The following is a 19,608-nucleotide window of genomic DNA, read 5'->3' on the forward strand; positions in this document are numbered from 1 at the left end:
GGTAATATGGGGTTTGCGTTACTTGGTGTGTAACGCAAATCCCACTGACTTGTCCTCCAGCGCGTAATTGTCCGCAATCATCCCGCAATAGCTCAGGCGCGCCAGATAGACGCCCGGGTTGCCCAGATAGGCGCGGATGTCGATGTTGTCGCCGCACATCGCCAATCTGCGACCGCGCAACAAACCGACTGCCTGCCCGGAGCGTATCGCGCCCATCGGCGTCCAGTCAGCGATGATCAGCGCGCCTTCCGGCACGGACTGCTCGTACGCGTTCACGAACTGCTCGGCAGACCGGTCGGGCAGGTAGGGCACCATAAAGTAATGAATGTCCTCGCGAAACGGCAGCTTCTCTTTGTGGGTCGGTAAATTGACCACGCCGCTGGCGTAGAGCGACCAGGCCAGCATGATCACCAATGGCGACGTCAGCACAGAGGCATTGAGCAGCGCAGTGCCGGCCCGATTGCGAGGCAGCAGCGCAGGCAGCTGGATCATGCCGATAACGCTCAACATCGCGATTCCCGGCAGGAAGAAGGTGAAACGGTCGGTGACATTGTAGGAAATCGCGAAGATCAGATTCAGCAAGGCTGCGCTCCACAGCAGGCGCAGTCGGCTGTCTCTGGGAAACAACAGCAGTCCGGCGATCTGCGGACCCATCAGCGACAACATCAGCAGCACCACCGAGTTTTTCTCGTGCCACATGTCATCGAAACGAAACAGGCTGCCTTCCCATTCAGGTCCGGCGATAGTGGTCGAGGCGCCTGTCAGGTAGCGACGGGCGATGTCTATCAGGCTCATTCCGGCATTCAGATCGTTGAACACCGCCACGGCGGCAGTGGCGAACCCTAGCGTGAATCCGGGCACCGTCATCAGGACCCGCGCCTTGTGCTGGACCAGCAGTTGGATATAGAGCGGCAGCATCACGATGAAGGTGAGTTGATGAATCGACGCGCTTATGCCGGTCAGGACGCCGATGACGAACAATTTCTTTAACGGCGTCCACCGCGAGTGGGCGCTGAACTGCACGGCATAGGCCAAGAGCACGAACAGTGTGTGCAGCAGATACACCTCGGCTTTGGTCGACACCCAGAACACCGCGTGGGCCAGTACCGTGGCGGTCGCTGCGAGCAGCGCCTGACGAGGGGTGGCACCGACGCTGGTGGCCAGTCGGTAGATGATCCATGCCAGCGGCAGCAGGAGCAGCGAGTTCATCAGACTGAGCACCTGAGAGCCAGACAGGGCGTAAAACATCGAGCTGAAGAAGTGATAAAACGGATGATCCAGCGGGCCGAGTGACTGACTGAAATACTCGCCTGTGGTGGCATCCGCCAGAAACACACCGTTGTCCATCCACTGGATCGGGCCGCTGGAAGCGATGAAGCTGGCTGTGATAGCAGCGCATAGCAGCAGCAACGGTATGACGACTGAATGTTTGGCGTTGGATGAACTCATTGAGCGGCTCCTCCTTGAGATGAGTAGTGGGTAGTCCGGTGTTTGCTGCGCGACAGCGCTACGTCGAAGACGTGGTGGGGCCTCCCACGGCGTTGTTCAGCGGCTATAGCTTGTCGAATCCCTGAACCGTCCCAGCATCACCGCGCCTATCGCTACTGCAAACCACAAGGTCGCGAGACGAATCAGGATGGTGGCGGCAATCGCGTCGGCAGCCGGCATGCCCTTGAACATCAGCAGCCCGATCATCACCGCCTCGGCACCGCCCAGCCCCCCGGGCATGAAACTCAGGGCACCGGCGAGCATCGCCAATGCATAAGTGAACACCGCGAAGGTCAGTGGAATCTCTGCGCCCATCCAGCCGAGCACCCAATGAAACGCCAGCGCCTCGGCACTCCAGGCGATCAGGCTGAGCAGGTTGGCACCCAGCAGCACATCCAGCCGATGGCATTGGCGAGCGGCCAGAAGCACGTCGAACAGGTGCCTGAACAGTGTCGGCAATCGAGTCGCTGTTACCGGAATCATCCCGCGCAGCCATTCCAGCAAGCGCCGCTGGGAAAGGACCAGCAAGCCCAGTAGCACCAGAACCAGACCCATCGTGATCATCGGTTGCGCGGGCGGATACCAGGACAGGCCGAACAGCGTCAGCAGGGCAATCGCCAGCAGGTCTGACAGACGCTCACTGACAAACGCCGCAAAACTCTTCGGGTAGGGCACGCCCAGCGGCTTTAGCAGTACCCCGCGCAACGCTTCTCCCGCTTTACCCGGCGTGGTGGTCAGGGCGAATCCGGCGAGATAGGCACCGAGGCTGGGACGCCAGGGCAGCGGATGGCCGAGCACGCAAAGGTAGAGCTGCCAGCGCACGAAACGCAGCCCGTAATTGACAGCTGACATCAACAGCGCAAGGCCGATGCCCATCGCGCCAACCCTTGCTGCGGCCTGCGCCACCTCGTGCCAGCCGCCCCACAGACAAAAAGCCAGATAGCCCAGCGCCGAGCCGATGACCGACAGCACCACGGCCCGGTAGCGCCAGCCGGACAGCCAGGGCGCGGCAGTCACAGGTTCAGCCTCTTGAACAGCGGCTGCGGAATCGAGCGGATCACCAGCATGATCAGCGCCCAGAACCCGGGCGCATACAGGCTGGTGGACTGGCGCGCGATACCGTTGACGATCCGTTCGGCGACCTGTTCCGGCTGCGCGAGCAACGCCGCTGGCAACGACAGGCCCTGAGTCATCGGCGTATCGACAAAACCAGGCTTGATAGTCAGCACGTGCACGCCGACCTTGAACAGGCGCGCCTGCAGACCGTCGCAAAAGGTCGAGACCGCAGCCTTGGCGGCCCCATACAGGTAATTGGAAGGTCGGCCCCGTTCACCTGCGACCGAGGAGATGACCGCCAGTGTGCCGCAACGCTGGACCTCGAAATGCTGGGCAAGCAGGGTCAGCAGCGCGATCACCGACGCGCTGTTGGTGATGAACTCCTGCAGGGCCAGCCCGACATCCTGCTCGCAGGCTCGCTGGTCAGGCAGGGTGCCATGGGCGATCAGTACCACATCGATCTGGCCGAGTACCTGGAGGCAGTCGGCGAGCATTCTCGGGTGCTCGGCAAAATGCGTGGCATCCATTTCGTGCAGGGTGACGGTCCTGGCGCCGCGCCCCTCGAGATCGGCCGCCGTGACTTGCAGCCTGTCGGCACTGCGTGCCACCAGAAAGAAATCGCAGCCCTGCGCAGCCCAGAGACGGGCGCAGGCATGGGCGATGGCCGAGGTGGCTCCGATGATCAGAATTCGTTTCATGGCAGGACTCGTTTCCAGAAGCGGGACATCAGGGATGGGTCGCGCAGGGCTTCCAGTCGCTCCCAGGCCGGGTAGGCCTGGCGGAAATCGCTCCCGTTCATGTGGGCGTCCTTGGCCGGATACAGACGTCCGCCCGCGTCATGGACAATGGCGTCCAGACGCGGGAACAGCGAGCCGGCAAGGTCACGGTGTTGCGGAAAATCCAGCGCCAGCGAGGTGCCCGGCATCGGGAACGACAGCAACCCCGGCGAGGCAATATCGCCGCAGCGTTTGAGCACCGCCAGAAACGAGCCCTGGCCGGACTCGGCGATGGTATCGAGCAGTGCCTGCATGGCGTCCTGCGCACAGTGTTCGGGGATCACGCACTGGTACTGCTGAAAGCCGCTGCGCCCATAGATCCGGTTCCAGTGCAGCACGCGGTCCAGCGGGTAGAAAAAGGGCTCGTAATCGCTGCGCTTCGGCGTCGGTCGGGCAGGGTGGGCATGCCAGTACAGCGAATTGAACAGGCGCAGCGACAGGTTATTGATCAGCGACAACGGCGGGGTGACCGGCACGCTCAGTTTGCTGCGCCGCTCGACCTCGAGCGAACCGAAGCGCGCATGGTCGCCCACGATGTATACGCCGCGCCCGCTGTTGCTGCCCCGCGCCAGACAATCGACCCAGGCCACGCTGTATTCATGCTGATGGTCGAGTTCCCGAGAGAGGGCGAAGAATTCACCAAGATTGGCGAAACGCACCACCGTGCTGTCGATCTGGCTGGTGCGGATCGGCATCAGCTGAATATCTGCCCAGTGAATCACCCCGGTCAGCCCCAGTCCGCCGATGCTGGCGGCATACAGCAGCGGGTTTTCCACGGGCGAGCAGATCATCGCCTGCTCGCCGTGACGCAGCAGGCCGAAGCGCAGGGTATGGCAGCCGAACGTGCCACGCAGATGGTGGTTCTTGCCGTGCACATCGTTGGCAATCGCGCCGCCGACAGTAACGAACTGGGTGCCTGGTGTGACCGGCAGAAACCAGCCGTGCGCAATGGCCGCCGCGAGCAGCTGGGCCAGGGTCATGCCTGCTTCGACGCGGACGATGCCGGTTTTCCAATTGGCAGCGACGAACCGGTCCAGCCGATGCATGTGCAGCACATGGCCGCTGCTGGCCAGGCAGCTGTCGCCGTAGCTGCGGCCATTCCCAAACGGCAGGCTGGTTTCATGCCGGTCCAGTGTGGCCGTCAGGTGCCGTGGCAGGTCGTCGATCCACGTGCATGCATGGCCCTGCTGCGCGACCTGGGGATAGCGACCCCACGGATAGAGAGGCACTGTCATGCGGCAATCCAGAACACCAGCAGGAACAGCGCACCGATCCCCTGGCTGATGCGGTCGCGAATGGCGAAGACCACAGGGTCATCGTTCATCAGCCCGCGATGGGTGAGCATCCAGATGCGGGTGATCCAGAACAGCAGCAACGGGCACGCCAGCCAGATGACATGCGGGTGCTGATAGAGCGCGACGGTGGCGCCTTCGTGGATGTACAGCGCCAGAACCATTACCGCGAGATTGCCGGAGGACGCGCCGAGGGAAGCGATCATGTCCAGGTCGCTGGGGTAGTAACCACGGCCGCGAGTCTTGCCTTCCACCTCGCGCACCCGCGCTTCCCGCAGTTCGGCATAACGCTTGACCAGCGCCAGGCTCAGGAACAGGAACATGGAGAACGCCAGAATCCAGAACGTCAGTGGCAGATGGAACGCTGCCGCGCCTGCGAGAATGCGTGTGGTGTAGAGCATCGCGAGCACGATGACGTCCACTGCCATGTGCCGCTTCAGGTACAGCGAGTACACCAGCGTCAACAGGTAATAGGCGCCCAGCACGGCCGAAAACTGCCACGGCAGGAACACCGCAGCACCGCCGAAGGCCAGCAGCAATAAGGTCGGTACGGCAATCAGCCCCGATTTGATGGGCAGACGGCCGCTGGCAAACGGGCGATTGCGTTTGCTGCGATGGTGACGATCATCCGCCAGATCCAGCAGATCATTGAGCACGTACACGCTCGACGCACACAGGCCGAAGAACAGAAACGCCAGCAGGCCATCAATCACCTGCTGCGATTGCTGAATCTGATGCGCCGCCAGCAGCGGCACGAAGATCAGTGCGTTCTTGAGCCATTGATGCAGGCGCAGCGCCTTGCGCCAGTCCCCGAGGCTTGCTGCGCCCGCATTGAGCACTTGATCGACATTGCCCTGCGCCTGCGCCCGCCGCTGTACGCCAGCGTGCGGATTGGCAACGATGGCTTTTCGCGCTGCCGCCCAGATGCACAGATCGTCCGTGGAGTTGCCGATGTAGTCGAAGCCGCTCTGACCGTAGTGATCGATCAGCAGGTCACGCTTGCGATGGGCCGACAGGTTGGTCTCGCCATCGGACGCCCACACCTGATCGAACAGATTGAGGTGCCCGGCAATTCGTGTGGCCAGTGTTTCGTGAGCAGCGGTCGCGAGGACGATCAGTCTTCCTGTGTTGCGCTGCACCTGAATGTACTCGAGGACCTCCGCGTCGTAAGGCAGCAGGGCGATGTCGAGCCGGGTGGCCAACGCGAGCCCGCGCTTGAGGGAGGCTTTGCCCTGTAACAGCCAGAGCAACAATTTGAACACCTGTAGTGGATGTTGCCGGATGAATGCCATGGCGGTTTCAAACAGCAAGTCTGAACGCAACAGTGTCCCATCCAGATCGACCACCAGCGGTGGGTGGGTTTGCAGAACTCTTCCCTGAATTCCCGACATGGACGGTGGCTCCTGTGAAAGTGAGCGCACTATGGAACGAAAACGGACAATCGCCTCTTGAATAAAATTAAACACAACGGAATTTATTGCCGTCGTCATGACGTCAGAAAATGTCCGTGTTATTGAGCCATTAGAGCGCTGACTCTATTGTTTCATCGAAGTTACACTTTCATCGGACAGTGCCCGTTATTTGAACGCTATAAACGCCCGTGACGGCGGGATATTGAACGGAATATATGTCTCACTCTTGATACGACGCTGGCGGCATCGGGAGCACGGATGTAAGGCCGCTGAGACAGGTGTCGTGGTGATAGAAAATCGGGTCATAATGACACCTTCGCTTTCACTGTCCTGGAGTCATGATGACCCATCCACTGCTGCGTGCGCTGGTGCCGCTGGTTGCCGATCTGTCCCGTGAACTGCCGGATGAGGAACGGTATCGACGCTTGTTGCAGTCATTGCGTCAGTGGTTGCACTGCGATGCCGCCGCGCTGCTCAGACTGGACGAGGGCGTGCTGATTCCGCTGGCGGTGGATGGCCTGAGCCCCGACACGTTGGGTCGCCGCTTTCGGGTCGAAGAGCATCCTCGCTTCAAGGCCCTGCTGGAAAGCCCGGTGCCGGTGCGCTTTTCCTATGACTGTCCGATGCCCGACCCCTATGACGGTCTGGTGGAGGGACATGGTCCGCTGGAAGTCCACGACTGCGTTGGCTGCGTGTTGCATTTCCAGGAGCGGCCGTGGGGGCTGATCACACTGGATTCTCTGGATCCGTCGAGCTTCGGCAAGGTCGATCTGGATAATCTGCAGGCGTTTGCCAGTCTGGCTGCCGCTACGGTCATGGCCAGCGAGCGTATTCAGCACCTGTCGCGCGGGGTCGAGGATCAGCGGCAATTGGTCGAGGTCTACAAGCGTGCTGCGGGCGGACGGGCGCCTCGCGAACTGATTGGCCAGAGTGAGGTGCTGGAGCGCTTGCAGCAGGAAATCCAGCTGGTCGCCAATAGCCCGCTCACCGTGCTGGTGACCGGTGAAACCGGCGTCGGCAAGGAGCTGGTTGCCGAGGCCATCCACCTGCATTCTCCCAGGGCTCACAAGCCGCTGATCAGCCTCAACTGCGCGGCACTCCCGGAAACTCTGGTCGAGAGCGAACTGTTCGGACACGTCAAAGGTGCGTTCTCAGGCGCGGTCAACGGGCGCAGTGGCAAGTTCGAACTGGCCGATGGTGGCACGCTGTTTCTCGATGAGGTCGGCGAGTTGCCGCTTTCCGTGCAATCCAAGCTGTTGCGAGTGCTGCAGAGCGGCCAGTTGCAGCGGGTCGGCTCGGATCAGGAACATCATGTGGACGTGCGCATTATCGCTGCCACCAACCGCAATCTGGCCGAAGAGGTGCGCTCCGGTCGCTTTCGCGCCGATCTGTATCACCGCCTGAGCGTGTATCCGTTGCAGGTGCCGGCATTGCGCGAGCGCGGCCGTGACGTGTTGCTGCTGGCCGGATACTTTCTTGAGGAAAACCGTCTGCGCATGGGTTTGCGCAGCCTGCGTCTGAACCCCGAGGCGCAGCGGATGCTGCTGGCGCATGCCTGGCCCGGCAATGTCAGAGAGCTTGAGCATCTGATCAGCCGTGCTGTGCTCAAGGCGTTGTCCGGCCATGCACAACGGCCGCGTATTCTGACCATCGAGCCTCAATCCCTCGGCCTGGATGAAGCCGTCGACAGCCTGCCGCTGTTGCCACAAGCCCTGGATGTTACCGCCGGAGTCGAAGGACAGGGGCTCAAGGCTGCGGTGGATGCCTATCAACGTGCATTGATCGCCACTGCACTGGATCGACATCAGGGAAGATGGACCGAAGTTGCCCGCGAGTTATCGGTAGATCGGGCCAATCTCAACCGGCTTTCGAAACGATTGGGGATCCGCTGATATAGCGTGATGCGTGTTACTGGTCGCTGAACGTTGAAAAAGACTGAATTTTTTCATAACGACTTGGGTCACCTGTTACTCAAGCCACCACTGAAAAAGGATCAGGCTTTCAATGGCATTGCCCAAACACTATCGAATTGATTATTTATTGAACGGCTCTTTCAAGAGTTTCTATATACGAACCGAACATATGGATAACGTTGAGGCCTGGCATTATGCGAGTGTCGACGCAGGCCTTGCGCGTATCCCGAAATACCGCCTGGAGAAAGTGCCCCGCGTCTCCAAACCCTACGCAGAACACTTTGGCGTGACCGATGTGGAGTGGGCTCAGGCCTGAGCCCACTGTCTGCGTGATTTAGCGATGGGCAATGTTTTCCAGCGCCAGATTGCGGGTACGAGGACCGAAACCACCGATGGTGATGATCACGATCAGCATGCTGCTGACGATGAATGCAAGAACGCCCGGTGTGCCGAAATGCTCCAGAAATATCCCGATCAGCAGACTGCTGAAAACCGTCGACAGGCGACTGAATGAGTAGCAGAAGCCCACGGCGCGCGCACGAATATTGGTGGGAAACAGCTCACCCTGGTAGGAGTGATAACTGAAACTCAGCCAGGCGTTGCTGAACGTGATCATGATGCCGCAGAAGATCAGCCCCGCGGCACTGGTCTGAAACGCGAACAGCGTGCCGAAGATCATCGAACTCATGGCCGAGCCCACAATCTGCCATTTGTTTTCAAACCGATTGGCAAACTTCACGAACAGCAGTGGACCCAGCGGATACGCCAGGGTAATCACGAAGGCGTAGCTGAGGCTGTGGGTCACGCTTACCCCCTGGCCGGATAACAGCGCCGGGAGCCAGTTACCGAAGCCAAAGAAGCCAATGGCCTGGAAGATGTGGAAGGCGATCAGCATCAGGGCACGACGTCGGAACGGCGGCTGCCACATATCGGCGAAGCGGCCCTTGCCCTCGACTGCAACGGTTTGCGGTTCAGGCTGATCCAGCGGTTGTTTGTGATCCTTCAGGCAGCGTGCTTCGAGATCATCCACGACCCGTTCGGCTTCGACGAAGCGCCCATGCTGCGCCAGCCAGCGTGGCGACTCAGGCAGCGAAGAACGCAGCCACCAGATGAACAGCGCGAACACTGCGCTGCTGATCACCACCCAGCGCCAGCCTGCGTAGCCGAGCGGATCCTGCGGCACCAGCCACCACGACATCAACGCCACACTGGGCACGGCCAGAAACTGAATCGAGAAGGCGAACGCGAAGGCTGAACTGCGTATGCGTTTGGGGACCAGTTCCGACAGGTAGGCATCAATAGTGACCAGTTCAACGCCCAGGCCGATGCCGACCAGAAAGCGCATGCCGATCACGCCCATTGCCGAGGTCTGCAGGCCCATCATGACAGTCGCCACGGTGTACCAGATCAGCGCGCAGGTGAAGATGGCACGACGGCCGAACCGGTCGGCAATCGGACTGACCATACTGGCGCCGAAGAATAGGCCCAGAAAGGTCGCCGAAGCGAAGGCTGCCTGATCGGAGAAGCCGAACAGTCCCTGGCTGCCTGTGGCAAAAATACCCTCGCGGATCAGACCGGGGCTGATGTAGGCGGTCTGGAACAGGTCATACAGCTCGAAGAAGCCACCGATGGAGAGCAGAGCAATCAGTTTCCAGATGGTGGCGACGGCGGGCAGTCGGTCGATCCGGGCCGAGATGAGGGCGGCGCGAGCTGGGTCGGCGTGCGTATTATTGTTTGAGTTGGAAGAGGCCATCGTTGGACCGTCCGGCAGGATAGGGACCGCCATCGTACTGGTTTTACATTTGGTAATAGTTGCGAAATAAAGCGATTTTAGTGCTAGTTTTGGCGAATTATTGCTTTTAGGCTTAGAATCGCGATTTTTTCTGAAGGCGCGATAAAGATTTTTTTACAAATCCCGTAGTAGCTGATTTGGCCTTGAATGCATGATCAACGGCATATCAAACGACGGGAACCGACCGTTACCGGCCGCTCATGTATCAAGATGTGTAACAAAACCTTAGGATAGGCGCATCGTTTTTTGCCCTCCCGGATTCTCGTGACGTACAAACTGCCTACCACGGCGACAGCGCCGTTCTGCCCTTCGGCGACCACCGACAGTGTCTCTATCCCGGCCAATGCTTCGCCACTGCGCAAGATGATGTTATTCGTCGGCCCCGGCTTGCTGGTGTCGATCGGCTACATGGACCCCGGCAATTGGGCCACGGCCATTGAGGCAGGGTCGCGTTTTGGCTACTCACTGTTGTTTGTGGTGATGCTGGCGAGTCTTTCCGGCATGGTGTTACAAAACCTGTGTTCGCGTCTGGGCATTGCCACGGGTAGGGATCTGGCGCAACTGTCTGCGGCCCGTTACAGCCGCAACGTCGCCAAGGGCCAGTGGCTGCTGGCAGAGCTGTCGATCATCGCCACGGATCTGGCCGAGGTGCTGGGCGCCGCGCTGGCGTTTCATCTGCTGCTGGGCGTATCGATCACCGTGGGTGTCGGCCTGACGGCTTTCGACACGCTGATCGTGCTCGCTTTGCAGGGCGCCAATTTTCGTCGCCTCGAAGCCATCGTGCTGGGGCTGATCGCCACCATCGCCGCATGCTTTGCTGTAGAGCTGATCCTGATCAAACCGTTCTGGCCGGACGTGGCCGCAGGTCTCAAACCCAGTTGGGATGTGCTGAGCAGCCAAGAGCCGTTATACATTGCCATCGGCATTCTCGGCGCGACGGTGATGCCGCATAACCTGTACCTGCATTCCTCTGTGGTGCAGACACGCGTCAACGGTTCTGATCTGGCGAGCAAGGCCACCGCCATCCGTTACGCCCGCCTGGACACCATCGGTTCGCTGAGCCTCGCACTGCTCATTAACGCTGCGATCCTGATTCTGGCTGCCGCCGCTTTCCACAAGACCGGCCATACCGACGTGGTCGAGATTCAGGACGCCTACCACCTGCTCGATCCGTTGGTGGGCGGCGCGATTGCCAGCGTGCTGTTCGGCGTAGCCTTGCTCACGGCAGGGCAGAGCTCGACCTTTACTGGGACCATCGCCGGACAGGTGGTGCTCGAAGGTTTTCTGCAGGCGAAGATTCCCTGCTGGCAGCGACGTCTGATCACCCGTGCGCTGGCCCTGATTCCCGCGTTGATCGGTGTGGTCTGGCTGGGTGACAGCTCGGTAGGGCAGATGCTGGTGCTCAGTCAGGTGGTGCTGAGTCTGCAGTTGCCTTTTGCCCTGTGGCCGCTGATCCGGTTCACGAGTGACAAAAGTTTAATGGGCCCGTTCGTCAACGGGCGGCTGGTACAGATCGCGGCCTGGGGCCTGTTTGGTCTGATCTCTGCTGCCAACCTGATGCTGTTGTGGTTCTGGATCAGCTGAACTTAGGGTGTCGGGTGCGGCTCTCAATCCTGACATTCAGGTCCGCCGTGAAGGAATCCCGACATGACAACGATCCAGACGCCGGAAAAGGGCAAGGTGTTCGAGACGGATTTGCCTGCTCGACTGGATCGCTTGCCTTGGGGACGTTTTCACACGTTGTTGGTGATAGCGCTGGGCATCACCTGGCTGCTTGACGGTCTGGAAGTGACCCTCGCCGGTTCGGTCGCCGGTGCGCTGAAGGCCAGTCCGGTACTCAACCTCAGCAACAGCGAGATCGGCCTGGCAGGCGCCGCCTATATCGCCGGGGCGGTGCTGGGGGCCTTGTTTTTCGGCTGGCTGACCGACCGTCTGGGGCGGCGCAAGCTGTTCTTCATCACCTTGGCGCTTTATATCAGCGCGACCTTCGCCACGGCATTCTCGTTCAGTGTCTGGAGCTTCATGCTGTTCCGGTTTTTGACCGGCATGGGCATCGGCGGTGAATACACCGCCATCAACTCGACCATTCAGGAGTTCACCCCGGCGCGTTATCGCGGCTGGGTGGACCTGACCATCAATGGCACCTTCTGGCTGGGCGCCGCATTGGGTGCGGTCGGCTCCATCGTGTTGCTGGACCCGCAGTGGGTCGGCGCCGAACTGGGCTGGAGGCTGTGCTTTGGCATCGGCGCAGTGCTTGGCCTGTTCATCATGCTGATGCGCCTGTGGCTGCCGGAGAGTCCGCGCTGGCTGATGATTCATGGTCGCTCGGAGGAAGCACGCAAGATCGTCGAGCAGATCGAAGCCGATATGCAGCGCCGCGGACATGTGTTGCCAGCCGTCGAAGGCAAGCCGTTGCGATTGCATGCCCGCGACCACACGCCACTGGGCGAGATCTTCCATACGCTGTTCGTGTCGTTCCGTCAGCGCTCGCTGGTCGGCCTGACGTTGCTCACGGCTCAGGCGTTTTTCTATAACGCGATCTTCTTCACCTACGCGCTGGTGCTCACCGACTTCTATGACGTGCCCTCCGAGCGTGTCGGCTGGTACGTGCTGCCGCTGGCACTGGGCAATTTCTGTGGGCCATTGCTGCTGGGTCGGCTGTTCGATGTGGTCGGACGGCGGATCATGATCAGCCTGACCTACGGACTGTCGGGCGTCCTGCTGGCGATCAGCGGCTATCTGTTTCAGCAGGGCTTGCTGGACGTCACCCAGCAGGCCATCGCCTGGATGGTGATTTTCTTCTTCGCGTCGGCCGCCGCCAGCTCGGCGTACCTGACCGTGGCCGAAACCTTCCCGCTGGAAATACGCGCGCTGGCCATTGCCGTGTTCTACGCCTTCGGCACGGGACTGGGCGGAATCATAGGTCCGACCCTGTTTGGTGAGCTGATCGAAACGCACGACCGCAGCAATGTGCTGATCGGTTATCTGATCGGGGCGGGGTTGATGCTGTTGGCGGCGTTCGTGCAGTCGATCTGGGGCGCGGCGGCCGAACGCAAATCGCTGGAAGAAGTGGCGCGACCGCTGTCTCAGGCGAGGGATGACTAGCTGAAAACGCCCCGCAGGTCCATGACGGACGCTTTCAGGCCCTGGATCTGCTCGCTGACCGCCTGAGCCTCATTCGACCGTGAATTGTTCTGGAGGTAGGCGAGGTGGCCGGACATGTTGCGCGAAACGCGCTCAAGGTCGTCAGCGGTGCGCTGTACATAAGCCTGAATGTCTTTGAGCTGCTCGATGTGCACGAATGCATTCCTGTAGGTCGCATCCGAGCGCACTGATTGAAGAGGGTTTATCACACTGCTGACAGCCTATCGGCGCTGATGGCGGGTTGCTTTAGGCCTGGCGATAAATAAATCGATGCATCTAATCTACGTCCTCATCGTCCTGCTCCGAATACGAATCGAGCAGCTCTGCCAGCGCCAGGGTGCGTTTCAGTCCGCTCATGCTGGACATGATGTCAGCCACTGCTTGTGTCGCCGCAATCCTCGCGGCTTCGCGTTCGGCATCAGTGTTATTGGGCGTGGCATCCTGCGCCGCTTCAATAATCGACTGCTCAAAGGTATTCATGTAGCTCGCTCTTGGTATCCGGCAGACTTTGATACAGACAATGACCTATTGTTTCAAGAGCCATCAGTCCCCTTCGTACGGGAAGTCCTGCAAGGTCTGCGTCAGCGCGACTTCCTGCGGGCCCTGCAGGTCGTCGAGTGCCCAGCAGCCATTGGGGTTCTTGACCAGTCGCAGGCGTGACGTCTGACTCGCAGGCGCCTGTTGCGGCGCATCCTTGTAGCCCAGCAGGTACGTCATCTCGACCACAGCCTGTTTGTCTTCGTTGGAAACCAGCTTCCATTCGATGGGCTTCTGCACGTCGCCGTCCTGCGCGTCGGTCCATGGATTGGCGGTAATGGCGCACTGATCCCCACTGGGGCCCTGGCACGTCCAGTCTCGCTTCAACAGGCCCAACAGCGGTTTGGACAGATAGTCCGCCGCGCCTTTACCGTTGATGTAGAAGTCCTGATGTTTCTCATAGATCCATCGGCCCGTATCAGCCGGTGTGGTGGCCGGGCAGGCTGCATGCGCAGTGGAAGAGAGCAGGCAGGCAAGGACGAGCGCAAGAGGTCGGGACATGTAGCGGACTCGCAGTGAGATAAGTTGATTGCAAGGTGATGACATCGCATTTGTAGTCCACGCGGTCAAAAAAGCAATCATTTTGTTCTATGCGCGCGTTACGCCCGAGAGCGTCAAGGAGGGTAATTTCCTTCAATACGCCCGTGGTTCGGTCGGCTTACCTTGGCCCGGTCTTTCTGATCGTGGTCGAGGAGCTTTCATGAGCCTGTTCATTTCCATGGCAGCCTTTGCGCTGGCGTCGTCCATCACGCCTGGGCCGGTGAATATCGTTGCCCTGAGCACCGGGGCACATTATGGATTCTGGTCCGGCATGCGCCACGTGCTGGGCGCGACGCTGGGGTTCACCCTGTTGCTGGTGCTGATCGGTTTCGGCCTGCACGAAACACTGCGCGAATGGCCATTTTTGCCCCGGATCATTCAATGGGCGGGCGTGGCGTTTCTGCTGTACACGGCTGTGCGGCTGGCGATGGACGACGGCCAACTGGCTGTGTCCGGGTTGGAGAAGGCTCCATCGATGCTGCACGGAGCGATCATGCAGTGGCTCAACCCCAAGGCGTGGCTGGCATCCATAGCGGGCATGGGCGTGTTCGTCGCCAATGGCGAGGCATTGTTGATCGGCCAGTTTGCGGCGATCTATTTCGTTGTGTGTTACCTGTCTCTGGGCTGCTGGGCTTACGCGGGCAGCTTTTTGAGCCATTACCTGCGCAGTGCCAGAGGTGTGCGGGTGTTCAACCGGCTCATGGCGTTGATGCTGGCGGGGTGTGCTCTGTACCTGGTCGTCTGAAGCCGGTGGCTCAGAACCGGTACTGCCCGGGCGTTGCAGCCAAGTGTTTTTTGAACTCGCGCTGGAAGTGCGCCTGATCGGCAAAGCCGGTTTCCAGCGCCACATCGGCGATCAGTCGCCCTTCACGCAACCGGTTTCGGGCGTGTTGAATCCGGCGGTTCAGCAAGTAAGCGTGGGGTGTCATGTGATAACGCTGCTCGAACGCACGAATCAGGTAGGAAGCCGATAGGTTGGCTGCTTCGCAGATATCGGACAGCCTGATGGCCTTGGTGAAGTGCTCGTTGATGTACTCGGCTGCGCGGGTCACTTTGGGTGAGCGCGGCTCGACGACGGTTGTTTCGCCGCCCAGCGTTTTGTGCATGAGGGCGAAGAATGACACGGCCGTGCAGTGCTTTTGCAGCGTATCGGCCTGCGTATCGATCAGGGTTTCATACAGCGCTGTCAGTGCGGCGAACAGCGCGGGGGCGCGACTGTGGGTCGGTGTCAGCGGTCGAAAGGCCGCGCCGGGTTCGTCCCGGACAGAACCCAGCCAGTCACTGTCGACGTACAGCATCAGGTATGACCACGGCTGATCCTCGATTGGATTGCAGGCATGCACATCCCCCGGATTCATCAGCACCACGGTGCCCGCAGTCACACGCCGGGAGGTTTTTTCGTGCAGGTAGGTGCTTTGGCCGCGAGTGATCGCGCCAATCGAGAAAATGTCGTGGGAATGACGTGCGTAACACACCTTGCGACCGTCCTGAACCGAACGTGCTTCGATGAACGGCAAGCGCTCGTCACGCCAGAAGAACGGCGTACTGTCAGACGGGCTGAGAGGATGGGTGGTCATGCTGATGTCCCTTCGGCTTGATGTTCTTGTCTGCCGAGGGTAGCTGATTTGGGCCGGGCACGGCCATTGAACCTGATGAAGCGGGAACGACCTGCGGCCGCTCCCGTGCACCTGCTGCTTACTTCTTGACCGGTACGATATCGACGATCTGTCCATTGACCTTCTGGAAACGCACGTACTTGTCGTTGATCTGTACCCACTCGCTTTCCTTGGCAGGCTCTTCCAGACCCTTGGCTTTCCAGTCCTTGATGCTGGAGTCGCTGCGGCGGTACTTCTCGGGCACGCGCGAACCCATTTCAAGCTCGTGGGTATTGTCCTTGGACTCGGCCACTTTCGGCTCGGGCGCATCGGCAGCGTGAACGGGCAGGGTGGCGACCGAGAAGCAGCCGAGCAGAGTCATGCAGGCGATCAACGATTTGCTTTTCATGTAAAGACTCCCAGTCTTTGTCGTAATGCGATGGCTTTATGCCTCGTAAAGACTGGGACCCTCAGCGGTGAAAATCATTCGATCAGGTTTTTCCGCCTCAGCTTTTCAGGGCGTCGGCGATAGTGACGGACAGCGGTGTAGTTGGGCGGCCGATCAGGCGGCTCAGCTGGCGGGTGTCGTCGAACAGCGCGCCCTTGGCGGCTGCAACGTCCGAGTCGGCGAACAGATCGGCGTAGACCTCGGGCAAACCAGCCTTCACCAGCGCTGCCTTGAACTCAGCCTGCGCAAGGTTCACGTAAGGCACGTCTTTGCCGCTCTGTTTTGACAGTTCGGCAGCAAACTCGGACAAGGTGTAAGTTTCATCACCAGCCAGTTCGTAAACGCGCCCTGACTGATCTTCTTTAGACGTCAGCACAGCCACGGCGGCCTCAGCGAAGTCAATACGCGCGGCCGAACTGATACGGCCCTGGTCCGCGCTGCCGATGAATGCGTCATGAGCCAGTGCGCCGGGGATAGAGGCGGCGTAATTCTCGGTGTACCAGCCGTTGCGCAGCAGGGTGAACGGCACGCCGCTGGCGCGCAGGTAAGCTTCGGTCTCGACATGTTCATCGGCCAGTCCCAGCGCAGAAGTGTCCGCACGCAGAATGCTGGTGTACGCGAGCAATTTGACACCAGCCTTTTTGGCAGCATCAATGGCGGCCCGGTGCTGGGGGAAGCGCTGACCTATTTCGTTGGATGAAATCAGCAGCACCTTGTCAGCGCCCGCGAATGCACTGTCCAGCGTCGCGGGCTGTGAATAGTCGCCTTTGCGGACCAGCACACCCAGCGCCGCCAGGTCGGCGGCCTTTTCCGGACTGCGTACCGCCGCGACGATTTCGCTCGCAGGAACGGTTTTGAGCAGTTTTTCAATGACGAGGCGACCCAGTTGGCCGTTGGCAGCAGTGACGACGATCATGAAGAGTGTCCTTGTATTGGTTTGAAAGAAAAGCGAGCATAGCGACAGTGCTTACCTTTCGTAAGTACGTACAAAAAGGTAAGTACCATGCATGAGTCAAACGGCCCAGTCGAAGTCAGTGATGGCGAGTCCATGCTGGCGAATATCCGTCAGGGGCAGGTGCTGGCCACTGACTGTCCATCCCGCATCATCCTCAACCACGTGTGTGGCCGTTGGGGTGTGCTGGTGCTGATCGTGCTGCGCGGTGGCATGCATCGCTTCAGTGAAGTGCGGCGCAAGATCGGCGGCGTCAGTGAAAAGATGCTTGCGCAGACCCTTCAACAGCTGGAGCACGACGGGTTTGTCGATCGCAGGGCGCTGCCGGTGGTGCCACCCCATGTCGAGTACAGACTGACTGCGATGGGGGAGGAAGTGGCGTTGCAGGTCGAGACGCTGGCGGTCTGGGTCGAGACGAACCTGCCACGGATCATGCAGGCACGTGCTGCGTCGGAACGGGCCGATACGCACGCACAAGCCGAGCCTGCATGACGCTTCGCTGACAGATTTTTCATCCAGTGACAGTCAGGTCGGCCCCCTGCAATCACTACTTCTTGGTATGGTGCGCGCCGAAACATTCATTTACATGTTCCGTTGTATCGTGACTTTTGCCGAGAAGCTGTAGAAATGCCCGAACCGATTCCTTTAAAGGACCATGAAAAAGAGACGCGACTGGTCAATCAGCGCCTGATCGCCTGCGCCATACTGGTCGCCGTACTGGCTGGCTCTCTGATCGCGCGGATGTATTTCCTGCAGGTCACCGAGTTCGACTATCACTCGACCATTTCCGAAAACAACCGGGTGCACGTGTTGCCGATCCCGCCCGAACGCGGGCTGATCTACGACCGCAATGGTGAGGTCCTGGCCGACAACCGCCCCAGCTTCAACCTGACCCTGACCCGCGAGCGCGCGGGCGACTGGCACAAGGTCATCGATGAACTGATGACCCTGCTGGAACTGCCCGATGAAGACCGCATCCTGTTCGACAAGGAACTGAAACAGGTTCGCCATCCTTTCGAGCCTGCGACGCTGCTGTACGAACTGACCGAAGAGCAGATCGCCATTCTGGCCGTCAATCAGTACCTGCTTCCTGGCGTCGATGTGGCCGCGCAGTTCGTGCGCCATTACCCGTTGGGCGACCACTTTGCTCACTCCATCGGCTACGTCGGGCGTATCAACGAGAAAGAAGCCTCGCAACTGGACAACGAGTATCGCGGCACGCAATCCATCGGCAAGACCGGGATCGAGCGGTTCTACGAGTCCGAACTGCATGGCCACGTAGGCTACGAAGAAGTCGAAACCAATGCCCAGGGCCGCGTGTTGCGCGTTCTGAAACATACTGATCCGGTACCGGGCAAGAACATCACCCTGAGTCTGGACGTGCATCTGCAGGAGGCTGCCGAGAAAGCGCTGGGTGATCGTCGCGGTTCGGTGGTGGCGCTGGATCCAGAGACGGGCGAGGTGCTGGCGATGGTCAGCAAACCCAGCTTCGACCCCAACCTGTTCGTGACCGGTATCAGCTTCAAGCAGTACGCCGCGCTGCGTGATTCCATCGACCGGCCGCTGTTCAACCGCGTACTGCGCGGGCTGTACGCACCGGGCTCGACGGTCAAGCCGGAGGTGGCGATTGCCGGGCTGGACAGCGGGGTGGTCAATGCCTCGACCAAGGTCTTCGACCCCGGTTATTTCCAGCTGCCGGACTTCGATCACAAGTACCGTAACTGGAACCACAGCGGCGACGGCTGGGTGGACATGGACACGGCGATCATGCGGTCCAACGACACCTATTTCTACACGTTGGCACATAAGCTGGGCATCGACCGTCTGCACGACTACATGACCATGTTCGGCATCGGCCAGAAGGTCTCGCTGGACATGTTCGAAGAGTCTGCGGGCCTTATGCCGTCCCGCGAATGGAAGCGCGCCACACGCCGTCAGGCCTGGTTCCCGGGCGAGACCGTGATTCTCGGTATCGGCCAGGGCTACATGCAGGTCACACCGTTGCAACTGGCCCAGGCAACCTCGCTGATCGCCAGCAAAGGAGTCTGGCACCGTCCGCACCTGGCGATGGACGTGGGCCATGTGGTACCGGTGGACGAGCACCCGATGCCCAACATCGTGCTGCACGATCCGCGTGAGTGGGAGCAGGTCAACGAAGGCATGCAGATGGTCATGCACGACCCGCGCGGTATTGCGCGCGATGCGGCCAAGGGTGCGCAATACCGCATTGCGGGCAAGAGCGGCACGGCGCAGGTCGTGGCGATCAAGCAGGGCGAGCGTTACAACCGCCTCAAGACGCTGGAACGCAACCGGGACAACGCCCTGTTCGTCGGTTTCGCCCCGGCAGAGCATCCGAAAATTGTCGTCTCGGTGACCATCGAAAACGGCGAGGCGGGTGGTCGTGTGGCAGGCCCCGTGGTGCGCGAAATCCTCGACGCCTGGCTGCTGGACAACGACGGCAAGCTCAAACCGCAATACGCCGCACCGACCAAGCCCGCAGGCAACCCGCACGCCTGATCGTGCCTCAACTGATCGTGCCCATCGCTCTGCGTGGGCATGCCTCCCGTGACGCTCCGCGTCACAAATGTCACAGACTGCACATCCAATGAGCCTGGCACTTGGCTTCTCAGGCACTGGTGCGCCCAATCTGAACACCCCTCAGT

General features: G+C 60.1%; 19 protein-coding genes. 7 read left to right on the top strand and 12 right to left on the bottom strand.

The features are described 5' to 3' along the window. Positions 1-18 precede the first annotated feature (18 nt). The 5 genes from AC0IXS_RS26050 to AC0IXS_RS26070 all read right to left on the bottom strand — a co-directional run bounded on the left by AC0IXS_RS26050 (position 19) and on the right by AC0IXS_RS26070 (position 6,003). Entirely contained in the window at positions 19-1,449 is a 1,431-nt protein-coding gene (locus tag AC0IXS_RS26050; protein WP_122668194.1) for a DUF2723 domain-containing protein, read from the bottom strand. Between the two features lie 96 nt (positions 1,450-1,545). Further along, entirely contained in the window at positions 1,546-2,505 is a 960-nt protein-coding gene (locus tag AC0IXS_RS26055) for a lysylphosphatidylglycerol synthase transmembrane domain-containing protein (protein WP_471826060.1), read from the bottom strand. Next, the gene (locus AC0IXS_RS26060) at positions 2,502-3,242 is read right to left on the bottom strand and encodes an SDR family oxidoreductase (protein ID WP_057408087.1); all 741 of its coding nucleotides are present in this window, start codon (positions 3,240-3,242) and stop codon (positions 2,502-2,504) included. The genes AC0IXS_RS26055 and AC0IXS_RS26060 overlap by 4 nt, the downstream gene beginning before the upstream one ends. Then, the gene (locus AC0IXS_RS26065; RefSeq protein ID WP_057408088.1) at positions 3,239-4,555 is read right to left on the bottom strand and encodes an FAD-binding oxidoreductase; all 1,317 of its coding nucleotides are present in this window, start codon (positions 4,553-4,555) and stop codon (positions 3,239-3,241) included. The genes AC0IXS_RS26060 and AC0IXS_RS26065 overlap by 4 nt, the downstream gene beginning before the upstream one ends. Then, on the bottom strand, positions 4,552-6,003 hold the full coding sequence (locus AC0IXS_RS26070; protein ID WP_122668195.1) for a UbiA family prenyltransferase: 1,452 nt from the start codon (positions 6,001-6,003) through the stop codon (positions 4,552-4,554). The genes AC0IXS_RS26065 and AC0IXS_RS26070 overlap by 4 nt, the downstream gene beginning before the upstream one ends. Before the next feature lie 359 nt (positions 6,004-6,362). Between AC0IXS_RS26070 and norR the strand changes: the two genes are divergently transcribed. Beyond that, positions 6,363-7,916 carry a nitric oxide reductase transcriptional regulator NorR gene (gene norR / locus AC0IXS_RS26075; RefSeq protein WP_471826063.1) on the top strand — a complete coding sequence of 518 codons (1,554 nt, stop codon included), beginning with the start codon at positions 6,363-6,365 and terminating at the stop codon, positions 7,914-7,916. A gap of 112 nt (positions 7,917-8,028) precedes the next feature. Beyond that, positions 8,029-8,253, top strand: a complete 225-nt coding sequence (locus AC0IXS_RS26080; RefSeq protein ID WP_099227863.1) for a DUF6555 family protein — start codon at positions 8,029-8,031, stop codon at positions 8,251-8,253. Between the two features lie 18 nt (positions 8,254-8,271). Here AC0IXS_RS26080 and AC0IXS_RS26085 read toward each other — a convergent pair whose 3' ends face one another. Beyond that, complete coding sequence (locus AC0IXS_RS26085; RefSeq protein WP_122668197.1) at positions 8,272-9,690, bottom strand: MFS transporter; 1,419 nt, start codon at positions 9,688-9,690, stop codon at positions 8,272-8,274. Positions 9,691-10,005: 315 nt separating this feature from the next. On the opposite strand from AC0IXS_RS26085, the gene AC0IXS_RS26090 reads away from it, so the two are divergent. After that, positions 10,006-11,313, top strand: coding sequence for an Nramp family divalent metal transporter (locus AC0IXS_RS26090; RefSeq protein ID WP_471826303.1), 1,308 nt, complete (start codon positions 10,006-10,008; stop codon positions 11,311-11,313). 63 nt (positions 11,314-11,376) lie between these two features. Beyond that, on the top strand, positions 11,377-12,834 hold the full coding sequence (locus tag AC0IXS_RS26095) for an MFS transporter (protein ID WP_057409212.1): 1,458 nt from the start codon (positions 11,377-11,379) through the stop codon (positions 12,832-12,834). Here AC0IXS_RS26095 and AC0IXS_RS26100 read toward each other — a convergent pair. From AC0IXS_RS26100 to AC0IXS_RS26110, 3 genes are all read right to left on the bottom strand, one after another. Beyond that, positions 12,831-13,028 carry a hypothetical protein gene (locus AC0IXS_RS26100; protein WP_004885282.1) on the bottom strand — a complete coding sequence of 66 codons (198 nt, stop codon included), beginning with the start codon at positions 13,026-13,028 and terminating at the stop codon, positions 12,831-12,833. The two genes, AC0IXS_RS26095 and AC0IXS_RS26100, sit on opposite strands and share 4 nt — an antisense overlap. A gap of 121 nt (positions 13,029-13,149) precedes the next feature. After that, on the bottom strand, positions 13,150-13,353 hold the full coding sequence (locus AC0IXS_RS26105; protein ID WP_057409213.1) for a hypothetical protein: 204 nt from the start codon (positions 13,351-13,353) through the stop codon (positions 13,150-13,152). A gap of 63 nt (positions 13,354-13,416) precedes the next feature. Continuing rightward, a complete protein-coding gene (locus tag AC0IXS_RS26110; protein ID WP_057409214.1) occupies positions 13,417-13,911 on the bottom strand; it encodes a hypothetical protein in 495 nt (164 codons plus the stop codon). Positions 13,912-14,110: 199 nt separating this feature from the next. On the opposite strand from AC0IXS_RS26110, the gene AC0IXS_RS26115 reads away from it, so the two are divergent. Then, a complete protein-coding gene (locus AC0IXS_RS26115; RefSeq protein WP_057409215.1) occupies positions 14,111-14,695 on the top strand; it encodes a LysE family translocator in 585 nt (194 codons plus the stop codon). 10 nt (positions 14,696-14,705) lie between these two features. On the opposite strand, the gene AC0IXS_RS26120 is transcribed toward AC0IXS_RS26115, so the two are convergent. The 3 genes from AC0IXS_RS26120 to AC0IXS_RS26130 all read right to left on the bottom strand — a co-directional run bounded on the left by AC0IXS_RS26120 (position 14,706) and on the right by AC0IXS_RS26130 (position 16,909). Further along, on the bottom strand, positions 14,706-15,527 hold the full coding sequence (locus AC0IXS_RS26120; RefSeq protein WP_057409216.1) for a helix-turn-helix transcriptional regulator: 822 nt from the start codon (positions 15,525-15,527) through the stop codon (positions 14,706-14,708). A gap of 118 nt (positions 15,528-15,645) precedes the next feature. Continuing rightward, entirely contained in the window at positions 15,646-15,954 is a 309-nt protein-coding gene (locus tag AC0IXS_RS26125; protein WP_004885291.1) for an RcnB family protein, read from the bottom strand. Between the two features lie 97 nt (positions 15,955-16,051). After that, positions 16,052-16,909 carry an SDR family oxidoreductase gene (locus AC0IXS_RS26130; RefSeq protein ID WP_471826068.1) on the bottom strand — a complete coding sequence of 286 codons (858 nt, stop codon included), beginning with the start codon at positions 16,907-16,909 and terminating at the stop codon, positions 16,052-16,054. Positions 16,910-16,996: 87 nt separating this feature from the next. On the opposite strand from AC0IXS_RS26130, the gene AC0IXS_RS26135 reads away from it, so the two are divergent. Next, positions 16,997-17,437, top strand: a complete 441-nt coding sequence (locus AC0IXS_RS26135) for a winged helix-turn-helix transcriptional regulator (RefSeq protein WP_122668201.1) — start codon at positions 16,997-16,999, stop codon at positions 17,435-17,437. Between the two features lie 135 nt (positions 17,438-17,572). Beyond that, on the top strand, positions 17,573-19,462 hold the full coding sequence (gene mrdA / locus AC0IXS_RS26140; RefSeq protein WP_471826070.1) for a penicillin-binding protein 2: 1,890 nt from the start codon (positions 17,573-17,575) through the stop codon (positions 19,460-19,462). Positions 19,463-19,608: the final 146 nt, after the last annotated feature.

This window comes from Pseudomonas sp. AC016 (assembly GCF_979253365.1).

What these genes read in the sequence shown, in the direction of transcription:
- AC0IXS_RS26050 (WP_122668194.1), bottom strand. Translation starts at nt 1,449, where the DNA reads ATGAGTTCATCCAACGCCAAACATTCAGTCGTCATACCGTTGCTGCTG.
- AC0IXS_RS26060 (WP_057408087.1), bottom strand. Translation starts at nt 3,242, where the DNA reads ATGAAACGAATTCTGATCATCGGAGCCACCTCGGCCATCGCCCATGCC.
- AC0IXS_RS26065 (WP_057408088.1), bottom strand. Translation starts at nt 4,555, where the DNA reads ATGACAGTGCCTCTCTATCCGTGGGGTCGCTATCCCCAGGTCGCGCAG.
- AC0IXS_RS26070 (WP_122668195.1), bottom strand. Translation starts at nt 6,003, where the DNA reads ATGTCGGGAATTCAGGGAAGAGTTCTGCAAACCCACCCACCGCTGGTG.
- norR (WP_471826063.1), top strand. Translation starts at nt 6,363, where the DNA reads ATGATGACCCATCCACTGCTGCGTGCGCTGGTGCCGCTGGTTGCCGAT.
- AC0IXS_RS26080 (WP_099227863.1), top strand. Translation starts at nt 8,029, where the DNA reads ATGGCATTGCCCAAACACTATCGAATTGATTATTTATTGAACGGCTCT.
- AC0IXS_RS26085 (WP_122668197.1), bottom strand. Translation starts at nt 9,690, where the DNA reads ATGGCCTCTTCCAACTCAAACAATAATACGCACGCCGACCCAGCTCGC.
- AC0IXS_RS26095 (WP_057409212.1), top strand. Translation starts at nt 11,377, where the DNA reads ATGACAACGATCCAGACGCCGGAAAAGGGCAAGGTGTTCGAGACGGAT.
- AC0IXS_RS26105 (WP_057409213.1), bottom strand. Translation starts at nt 13,353, where the DNA reads ATGAATACCTTTGAGCAGTCGATTATTGAAGCGGCGCAGGATGCCACG.
- AC0IXS_RS26110 (WP_057409214.1), bottom strand. Translation starts at nt 13,911, where the DNA reads ATGTCCCGACCTCTTGCGCTCGTCCTTGCCTGCCTGCTCTCTTCCACT.
- AC0IXS_RS26115 (WP_057409215.1), top strand. Translation starts at nt 14,111, where the DNA reads ATGAGCCTGTTCATTTCCATGGCAGCCTTTGCGCTGGCGTCGTCCATC.
- AC0IXS_RS26120 (WP_057409216.1), bottom strand. Translation starts at nt 15,527, where the DNA reads ATGACCACCCATCCTCTCAGCCCGTCTGACAGTACGCCGTTCTTCTGG.
- AC0IXS_RS26125 (WP_004885291.1), bottom strand. Translation starts at nt 15,954, where the DNA reads ATGAAAAGCAAATCGTTGATCGCCTGCATGACTCTGCTCGGCTGCTTC.
- AC0IXS_RS26130 (WP_471826068.1), bottom strand. Translation starts at nt 16,909, where the DNA reads ATGATCGTCGTCACTGCTGCCAACGGCCAACTGGGTCGCCTCGTCATT.
- AC0IXS_RS26135 (WP_122668201.1), top strand. Translation starts at nt 16,997, where the DNA reads ATGCATGAGTCAAACGGCCCAGTCGAAGTCAGTGATGGCGAGTCCATG.
- mrdA (WP_471826070.1), top strand. Translation starts at nt 17,573, where the DNA reads ATGCCCGAACCGATTCCTTTAAAGGACCATGAAAAAGAGACGCGACTG.